The sequence below is a fragment of the Hydrocoleum sp. CS-953 genome (assembly GCF_002260545.1).
Classification (GTDB): Bacteria; Cyanobacteriota; Cyanobacteriia; order Cyanobacteriales; family Microcoleaceae; genus Trichodesmium.
This window is the reverse complement of the sequence record NZ_LGSU01001278.1, coordinates 1-9,114: the sequence shown is the minus strand read 5'-3', so window position 1 is coordinate 9,114 and position 9,114 is coordinate 1. Positions and strand designations below refer to the sequence as shown.

The following is a 9,114-nucleotide window of genomic DNA, read 5'->3' as shown; positions in this document are numbered from 1 at the left end:
AACTTCAAACCCTGAACCTTATGCAGACTTTTTTGATTTTATTGCTTTAGGGGATGGAGAAGAGTTACTCCCAGAAATTGGACTAATAGTTCAGGAAGGCAAAGCTAATAAGTTAAGCAGAGAAGAATTGCTTTTAGACTTAGCCCAAATTCCTGGTGTCTATGTGCCACAGTTTTATCGCATGGCTGAAGATGGCTCAGTTTTTCCTATTCGTGATGATGTGCCAGAAAGAATATTGCGTCGAGTGGCAGCTCCTATGCCAGCTTATTCTATAGGTTTAGTTCCTTATGTGGAAACAGTCCATGACCGATTGGTTCTAGAAGTACGACGTGGATGTACCAGAGGTTGTCGCTTTTGTCAACCAGGTATGTTAACTAGACCTGCACGAGATGTGGAACCAGAACAAATAGTCGATACTATTGAAAAAGGTATAAGTAAGACAGGACATAATGAGTTTTCTTTGCTTTCGTTGAGTTGTTCAGATTATCTTGCTTTACCAGCGGTAGGAACTGAAATTAGAAATCGTTTTAAGGATGAAAATATTTCTCTATCTCTACCAAGTCAGCGAGTAGATAGGTTTGATGAAAATATTGCTAATATTATTGGCGGTAATCGCCAAAGTAGTTTGACATTTGCTCCAGAAGCTGGTACCCAACGAATGCGGGACATTATAAATAAGGGTTTGACAAATGAGGAACTTTTGCGGGGGGTCAAAACTGCTTATGACCAAGGTTGGGATAAGGTTAAGCTCTATTTTATGATTGGTTTGCCTGGGGAAACTGATGCTGATGTGTTGGGTATTGCCGAAACAGTTAATTGGTTGCAGCAAGAATGCCGAGCAAAAGGTCGGAAAAAGCTACAGGTTACTTTGACAATTTCTAATTTTACCCCCAAACCTCATACTCCTTTTCAATGGCATTCTGTTTCTGTGGCTGAATTTGAACGTAAGCAAGAATTACTCAAGGCAGAATTTCGGAGGATGAAAGGTGTAAAGGCAAATTATACAGATGTCCGTCTCTCGGCAATGGAGGATTTTCTGGGTAGGGGCGATCGCCGTTTAGCATCTGTGATTCAACGTGCTTGGGAAAATGGTGCTGGAATGGACTCTTGGTGGGAAAGTTTGGATCGAGCTTTTGCTGCATGGAGTGATGCTATTAAAGAATCAGATTTGAGTTGGAAGTACCGTCAGGTAGAAAGTGGTGAATGGAATGTATTTGAAAATACGGAAAATAATCAAGATATATGTAATGAGAAAATAAATTCCCTACTTGACCAAGCTTTACCTTGGGAGCATATAGATACAGGAATTGATAAAAATTGGCTCAAAGAAGATTTACAGAAAGCTTTGGCAGAAGCGACTGTTCCTGACTGCTCTTTTGCAGCTTGTTCTCATTGTGGTGTATGTGGTCCAGATCTAGGTCATAATATTGTGGTTCCACCACCACCAATTCCAGAGTTTGTTGGTAAGTTTGTGCCTAATCAAAATCGGGTACAACGTCTACGAGTTTGGTTTGGGAAGTTAGGAGAGATGGCTTTAGTTAGTCATCTAGATTTAGCTAGGTTATTTGCTCGTGCTGTCCGTCGGAGCGACATACCTATTGCCTTTACGGGAGGATACCATCCAAGTCCACGGATTATTCCAGCTAGTGCTTTATCTCTAGGGGTAACTAGCACGGGGGAAGTAGTGGATTTTGAGTTGACAGAAATAATGGATGTGGTAACATTTCAGAATAAACTGGAGAGTCAATTGCCAGTTGGTATACCTATATATAAGGTAGAAGAGGTAGAGGTTAAGAGTCCTTCTTTATCTCAGATATTGGAGAAAGCAGAGTATATTTTGAGGGTCAGGAAAACTAATGACTCTGCAAAAGATTTGATACAAGACTGTGAGAATATAAGAGAATTTGAAGGTAATGACTGTTCTACTGGGTTTGGAGACCAAACCCCTACTGTTTGGCAAGGGTGGGTAGAGGCAATTACAAACAGGGAATCAATTCTTTGGGAACAAAAAACCAAGTCGGGNGTAGAAGAGGTAGAGGTTAAGAGTCCTTCTTTATCTCAGATATTGGAGAAAGCAGAGTATATTTTGAGGGTCAGGAAAACTAATGACTCTGCAAAAGATTTGATACAAGACTGTGAGAATATAAGAGAATTTGAAGGTAATGACTGTTCTACTGGGTTTGGAGACCAAACCCCTACTGTTTGGCAAGGGTGGGTAGAGGCAATTACAAACAGGGAATCAATTCTTTGGGAACAAAAAACCAAGTCGGGTAAGGTAAAGGTTGTTAATTTACGCGATCGCTTGTTTGAATTGGAGTTTTTAGAGTATCCAACAGCTTTAAATTCTTACCGTACGGACGTTGCATGCAACGTCCCTACAAGCTCTTGTAAGTCAAATTGGAATTATGAAACTGATGGTATTATTCGTTATGTAGGAAGTTATCAGAATGATGGAACTTTATTAAGACCACAAAATATAATTTATATGCTGGAACAAGTCAGCAAGCTAGAGTTTGAATTGCTGCATACTCATCGGCAAAAGTTATTTTTGGGTTGATAAAAGTTTCAGGAAAGTCTCTTAAGAAGCTTTGGTTTTATCAGTGTGGAAATTCAAAAGATTACTCTAGTTTGAACAAGCAGAAACTATAATTAATTAATCAAAACTGTTTCAGTTTTGATTAAGGAAATGCTAACTTATTAGCAACCTTACATAACTAAAGTAATAGAATTTATTTTTGGGAAAGTCTTAGCTTACCTAAATAACACGGGAGCATGAAAGCCATCGTCTTTTAAGCGATGGATGAAAGGCGAGGAGTCGGATTTTAATCCGATGTATTTTATTTGACCAAAAAGCCACGTTGAAGGCCCCCGTGTTTTAACCGGGAGATGAAAACAACCGAGTCGTTTAGACTAGACAACTAAAGTAGTCCTATGCTATTATTACTCACAATAAAGCCATCCAACCCTAGTTTCAAATGTACTGTTGTCAGCAAGTTTTAGTAGGTAAAAATCCCGAATTAATTGCTATTTTAACATTCTTATGTGAACAGTCTCACAAGCTAACTAACATGGGAATATATTATGGTCGGCAATTATTTTTTAAGTCTCACAAAACTCTCGGCAAGTTTGAATTGGAAAAGGTCTACAAAAAGAACTATCATTACAAAGTTTTACATTCGCTCTTCAGCACAACAAATATTGAGAACTGTAGCTGAATCATTTAGGTCTTATTATGGTCTTATTATTGCCTATACTGAAGGAAAAGTATCAGACAGACCAAGGATTCCTAAGTACAGAAAAAAAGGGGGGATGGCTACAGTTAGTTACCCCAAGCAAGCATTAAAACTTAAAGGTAATAAAATTAGAGTCCCACTAGGTAATACCTGTAAGCGCTGGTTTGGTCTAGATTGCTTTGAGATTCCTATGCCGAGTAATCTCCAATTTTTATCTCTTAGAGAACTGAGAATATTACCGAGAAATAGATGCTTTACCCAAGAATTTGTCTATGAAAAAGAAGTAGTAGTTAAACCTCTATTAAATCAAGAAAATGTATTAGGAATTGATCATGGTGTAAATAATTGGTTGACCTGTGTATCGAATGTGGGTACTAGCTTAATTGTAGATGGTAAACATCTCAAATCAATGAATCGTTGGTACAATAAACAGATATCAACTATCAAAGAAAATCAACCGACTGGATTTTGGTCAAATAAACTAGCTGCAATTACAGAAAAGCGGAACCGCCAAATACGTGACGCTATAAATAAAGGAGCCAGAATAGTAATTAATCATTGTTTAAAAAATGCTATTGGTACAATTGTTTTTGGTTGGAATAAAGGTCAGAAAAATGAAATCAAATTAGGAAAAAAAAGTAATTCAGAATTTGTACCAATTCCGACAGCTAGACTGAAAGAAAGAATAGCTCATTTGTGCTATGAATATGGAATAATACTGATAGAAACCGAAGAAAGTTATACAAGTATTGCTTCGTTTTTAGATGGTGACAATCTGCCTATTTATGGTGAAAAACCCGATGATTGGAAACCGTCAGGAAAAAGAATAAAGCGATGCAGCGCGGTCTTGGGGGTTTCCCCCATGAGCGACTGCATCAAGAAGCGTGGTTTGTATAGAACAGGTAATAATTGGTTAATTAATGCAGACTGTAACGGGGCTGCAAATATAATCACAAAAGTAAGCAGAAAGCTAGGGTTAAACTTAAGCCAACTGTGTAGGGGCACAATGAAATTGTCCCCAGAGAATATATCTTTGGTCAGCTAAGAAAAAACGGAGCAACATGGATTTATCCTGTTGCGTAGTATCAACTTAGAATCCCCGTGACTTAAGTCCGGGGAGTAGTCAAAAGAGATTCAGGAATTTTCCTCAATTACCCTCTGAGCTGTGTTATTTTAAGTGCTCTGATTTTTAGGCGATCGCTGATCTGAAATCCTACAGGACTTGTACAAGGCCAATATCATGTTTAATCATGGTCAAGGTAGACGATGGCCTTGTAACCTCAATAAATATAACTTAATAGGCTGTTATAGCAAATTGCTCAAATAATGTTATAAATAATAGTCTAGGATTTGAGACTCTGAGAAACTTGATTCAGTCATAGTGATAAAATTAAGATTTATCTAAGACCTACCAGCTACTACAATTAATTAGGTTATTTGTAATAATCTTTTTTCCATAAGGTATTATAGCTTGCTATTCCAAAATCTACGAGGGTGTCTATGCTAAAATGCTAGGTTAGAGATAATCTTATAGTTATAGTTTAAGTTCATAAGCTTATTAAGGATTGCTTGACCCACAAAATAAAGCTGGACACCCTACTAATTTCAAAAGCTGAAGATCAAAAAATTACTCCATTAAAAGCAAGAAAATTAGCTTTGTGTAAAAATGGGGATAATTCGATATTGACATGGATTTAAGAAATTAAGCTTTGACAAAAAAACTTTAAAGTTGTAGTGCAAATAATTGAGGATTGTCCTTAAGAAATTGATTAATTCCAGTACAGAGTCATTAGAGAAATTGTCCGTTTATTTATTGATTACGTTACTGTATTATGAATCAAAAAGTTAGTAAGAGAATTTTAACTAAAACAATGCTAAAATTAGAAAGTATGGAAATTATACAGTGAATCATTGATAGATTAATGAAAACCGAAACTAGACGTTAATTAGTCTGACTGCTAAAATTTTATAGCACTAACAAAGGGATAAAATTTAGAAATAGTCAGATGGGAATTAAAACTTATAATTAATTAGTTAAGTTGAGAGGATATCATCCTGATAATTAATTCTATTAATTGCTCTAGTTAGAAGTTCCTGTTTGCGGAGCATTCCGGAACTGAAAAGAATATATCATTCTAAGTTGTTAGAATTGATGCCAAATATCAAGTTTTGTAGAAAAGGTTGGATTAGTTTTGTTGTTGATAATTTTAGTAGTTGCTGAGTAACCAAGTCNGTTAAGTTGAGAGGATATCATCCTGATAATTAATTCTATTAATTGCTCTAGTTAGAAGTTCCTGTTTGCGGAGCATTCCGGAACTGAAAAGAATATATCATTCTAAGTTGTTAGAATTGATGCCAAATATCAAGTTTTGTAGAAAAGGTTGGATTAGTTTTGTTGTTGATAATTTTAGTAGTTGCTGAGTAACCAAGTCTGTACAAGTTGATGGAAATATTCAGCTTGGTAAGGGTGAAATGAAACGGAAAAAGCTCAACACCAGACTTAAGTATTATCCAAAAAACCGAAGTTTAAAATTCACACAGCAAAGCAATTAATATCCAACATTATAAGTAACCTACATAAAACCAAAGGTGACTTAATTGACAACGCCACATTTTTGTTTAAACCTCGCCCTTAAGAGCGGGGTCTTAGAAAGGGAAGGNTTCAGCTTGGTAAGGGTGAAATGAAACGGAAAAAGCTCAACACCAGACTTAAGTATTATCCAAAAAACCGAAGTTTAAAATTCACACAGCAAAGCAATTAATATCCAACATTATAAGTAACCTACATAAAACCAAAGGTGACTTAATTGACAACGCCACATTTTTGTTTAAACCTCGCCCTTAAGAGCGGGGTCTTAGAAAGGGAAGGGCTTGGTTAACAAGTCTGTACAGGAGGAAATTGAATGCCGAAGCAAATAATTATCGCCGAGCAGCAAAGAATCGCTGCTGTATTTTCTGAAGACCAAATACAAGAACTTGTTGTTGCTAAAGGCAGCCATCAAGTCAGCGACATATATCTAGGAGTTGTGGAAAATGTATTACCTGGAATAGATGCAGCTTTTGTGAATATTGGAGATCCTGAACGTAATGGATTTATTCATGTTAGCGATCTAGGGCCATTGCGATTGAAGCGCTCTTCTGGTGCAATTACTGAATTACTGACACCTCAACAAAAAGTCCTAGTGCAAGTAATGAAGGAACCTACTGGGACAAAAGGGCCACGTTTAACAGGAAATGTAACTCTACCAGGCCGTTATTTGGTTTTAATGCCTTATGGGCGGGGTGTAAATTTATCTCGACGTATCCGTTCTGAGAATGAGCGAAGTCGCCTTAGAGCCTTGGCAATTTTAATTAAACCAGCGGGTATGGGTCTATTAGTCCGTACTGAAGCAGAGGGTATGGAGGAAGAAGCGGTTATAGAAGATTTAGAGGTTTTGCAGCAACAATGGGAAACTATCCAAATTGAGGCTAATTCTAACAGGGCGCCGGCACTACTAAATCGTGATAATGATTTTATTCAAAGGGTGTTACGAGATATGTATAGTACCGATGTGAATCGGATTGTGGTGGACTCTAGTGAGGGAGTGAAGCGAGTTAAGCAACATTTGCTGAACTGGAGTGGGGGCAAACCATTACAAGTTTTGATTGACCATCATAGCGATCGGATTCCTGTCCTAGAATACTTCCGGGTGAATGCAGCTATTCGAGAAGCTCTCAGACCAAGAGTAGATTTACCTTCTGGTGGTTATGTGATTATCCAACCTACTGAAGCGTTAACTGTTATAGATGTCAACTCTGGTTCTTTCACACGTTCTGCTACAGCAAGGGAAACGGTACTTTGGACAAATTGTGAGGCAGCTACGGAAATAGCTCGTCAACTACGCCTGCGTAACATTGCGGGAGTTATTATTGTTGATTTTATTGATATGGACTCACGGCGAGACCAATTGCAAGTTCTGGAGCATTTTAATCAGGTTCTCAGGGCTGATAAGGCTAGACCTCAGATAGCTCAGTTGTCAGAATTGGGCTTAGTTGAGTTGACTCGTAAACGGCAGGGTCAAAATATATATGAGCTTTTTGGTCGTACTTGTCCTAGCTGTAATGGGTTGGGACATTTGGTTCATTTACCGGGTGAGCCAGAAGTTTCGGTCGCGGAGGTTAATGTGCCTGTAGTTACTCGGACTCCAGATGTTGAGGAACCAAACAGACCTGTGACTGTTGCTCCTCCACCTTTAGTTAGTGCAGCCCAAAACCCTTCTTTAGAAATGACACAGGGATATCAAGAAGTGGAGCTTGCTAATAATGGCTCAGATTTAGAATTATTGAATCATCCTAGTTATCAGGAGTCTACCCGTCGCCGTCGTCGCCGTAGGGTAGGAGTAGGTGAAACTATGCAGGATGAGGCTTTGGAATTACAGGAAAGGGAGTTAGGGTCGGGAATGGAGTATCCTATCCTTTCCGAGGGATATCCACTTACGACTCCTAATCGACGGTCAGGAAGAGAAATAATTAGACCTGTGACTGAACCTCAAGAGATAGTGACAGTAGAAATGACGTCTGATGAGCAGGATGTCTATGCTTTGATGGGTATTTCTCCAATAACACTTTTAGAGGAGGGAGCAGTGAAAAATCCCAAGTCGGCAATTATCTCTATTAAGAAACCAGGGGAGGGTAATTTGAGAAAAACAACGACAGAAAAGGAAGAAGATGTAGAAGTTGAATCGGTAGTAGATTACGAAGAAGAAGAAGATGCTCAGGAATTAGATAATTTTGATTCATCGGTGTCTTTGGAGCAAGCTGATGATTTTGATGGTGATGAGGAAAATGATAATTACNCGACAGAAAAGGAAGAAGATGTAGAAGTTGAATCGGTAGTAGATTACGAAGAAGAAGAAGATGCTCAGGAATTAGATAATTTTGATTCATCGGTGTCTTTGGAGCAAGCTGATGATTTTGATGGTGATGAGGAAAATGATAATTACGAGTCAGAGTTGATTGATTCAGATGTTGAGATAAACTCAGATAGCAATGACTCTGATGATTCTGGGCCAATTCGTCGCCGTCGCCGTCGTTCTTCGGCAGTTACAGAAGAATAAGGGAAAAATTTTCTAATAATGTTGATGTACCTGATGTGATACCTCATGGCTATGTCATTGGTGTAAACTTGGGACTCGAAAAGTTTTTAGCAACCAGCTAAAGTGAATTCATCCAGGAACAGAAATTCTTCAAAAAGTCTGAAGGCAAGCTGAAATTGCGAGAAGGGAAACTAAAAAATAATAAGAAAGATTCACTAAGCTGGCTGAAAATCAAAAAAACAAATTGGGTTGGTACACGAAAAGATTCACAACTGTAGAAAGGACTTCTTTTTTAAGACAGCAGATCATTTGTCTGAACAAAAAAATAAGGACAATAGCCTCCCCTTGGATAGCCGGAGGTAGTGTTTAGCGTTCCGCANAATCAAAAAAACAAATTGGGTTGGTACACGAAAAGATTCACAACTGTAGAAAGGACTTCTTTTTTAAGACAGCAGATCATTTGTCTGAACAAAAAAATAAGGACAATAGCCTCCCCTTGGATAGCCGGAGGTAGTGTTTAGCGTTCCGCACAACTTCGTTAACGCTCGGCGACATGTTTGCGGAGCATTCCCTATACGAAAAAGCCTAGCTCCGACCCAGGAGTCAAGAGGCAGTTACGACCTAGAAGGCTAAACGATAACTGAAATGAGTCCTGAATGCTAAGAATTTGTAGCAAACTTTTTTAAATGGTACTTATGACTTGTTCTGAGTTGATTGATTATCCATCCTCTCTTCTAACTGCTGGTGTTGATGAAGTGGGGCGTGGGGCATTATTTGGGCCTGTGGTGGCAGCAGCGGTAATTTTG

At 38.3% G+C, this 9,114-nt stretch carries 2 protein-coding genes and 3 pseudogenes; all 5 read left to right on the top strand.

Annotated elements, in window-relative coordinates:
• Positions 1 to 2,022: pseudogene (locus AFK68_RS22645) on the top strand (TIGR03936 family radical SAM-associated protein); the annotation flags it as partial.
• Position 2,023: 1 nt separating this feature from the next.
• Positions 2,024 to 2,557: DUF2344 domain-containing protein (locus AFK68_RS39535; RefSeq protein ID WP_210407566.1), on the top strand; the 534-nt coding region annotated here is incomplete at its 5' end.
• A 524-nt stretch (positions 2,558 to 3,081) separates the two neighbouring features.
• A complete protein-coding gene (locus AFK68_RS22640) occupies positions 3,082 to 4,278 on the top strand; it encodes an RNA-guided endonuclease TnpB family protein (RefSeq protein WP_246844348.1) in 1,197 nt (398 codons plus the stop codon).
• Between the two features lie 1,858 nt (positions 4,279 to 6,136).
• Positions 6,137 to 8,068: pseudogene (locus AFK68_RS22635) on the top strand (Rne/Rng family ribonuclease); the annotation flags it as partial.
• A 926-nt stretch (positions 8,069 to 8,994) separates the two neighbouring features.
• Positions 8,995 to 9,114: pseudogene (locus AFK68_RS46115) on the top strand (hypothetical protein); the annotation flags it as partial.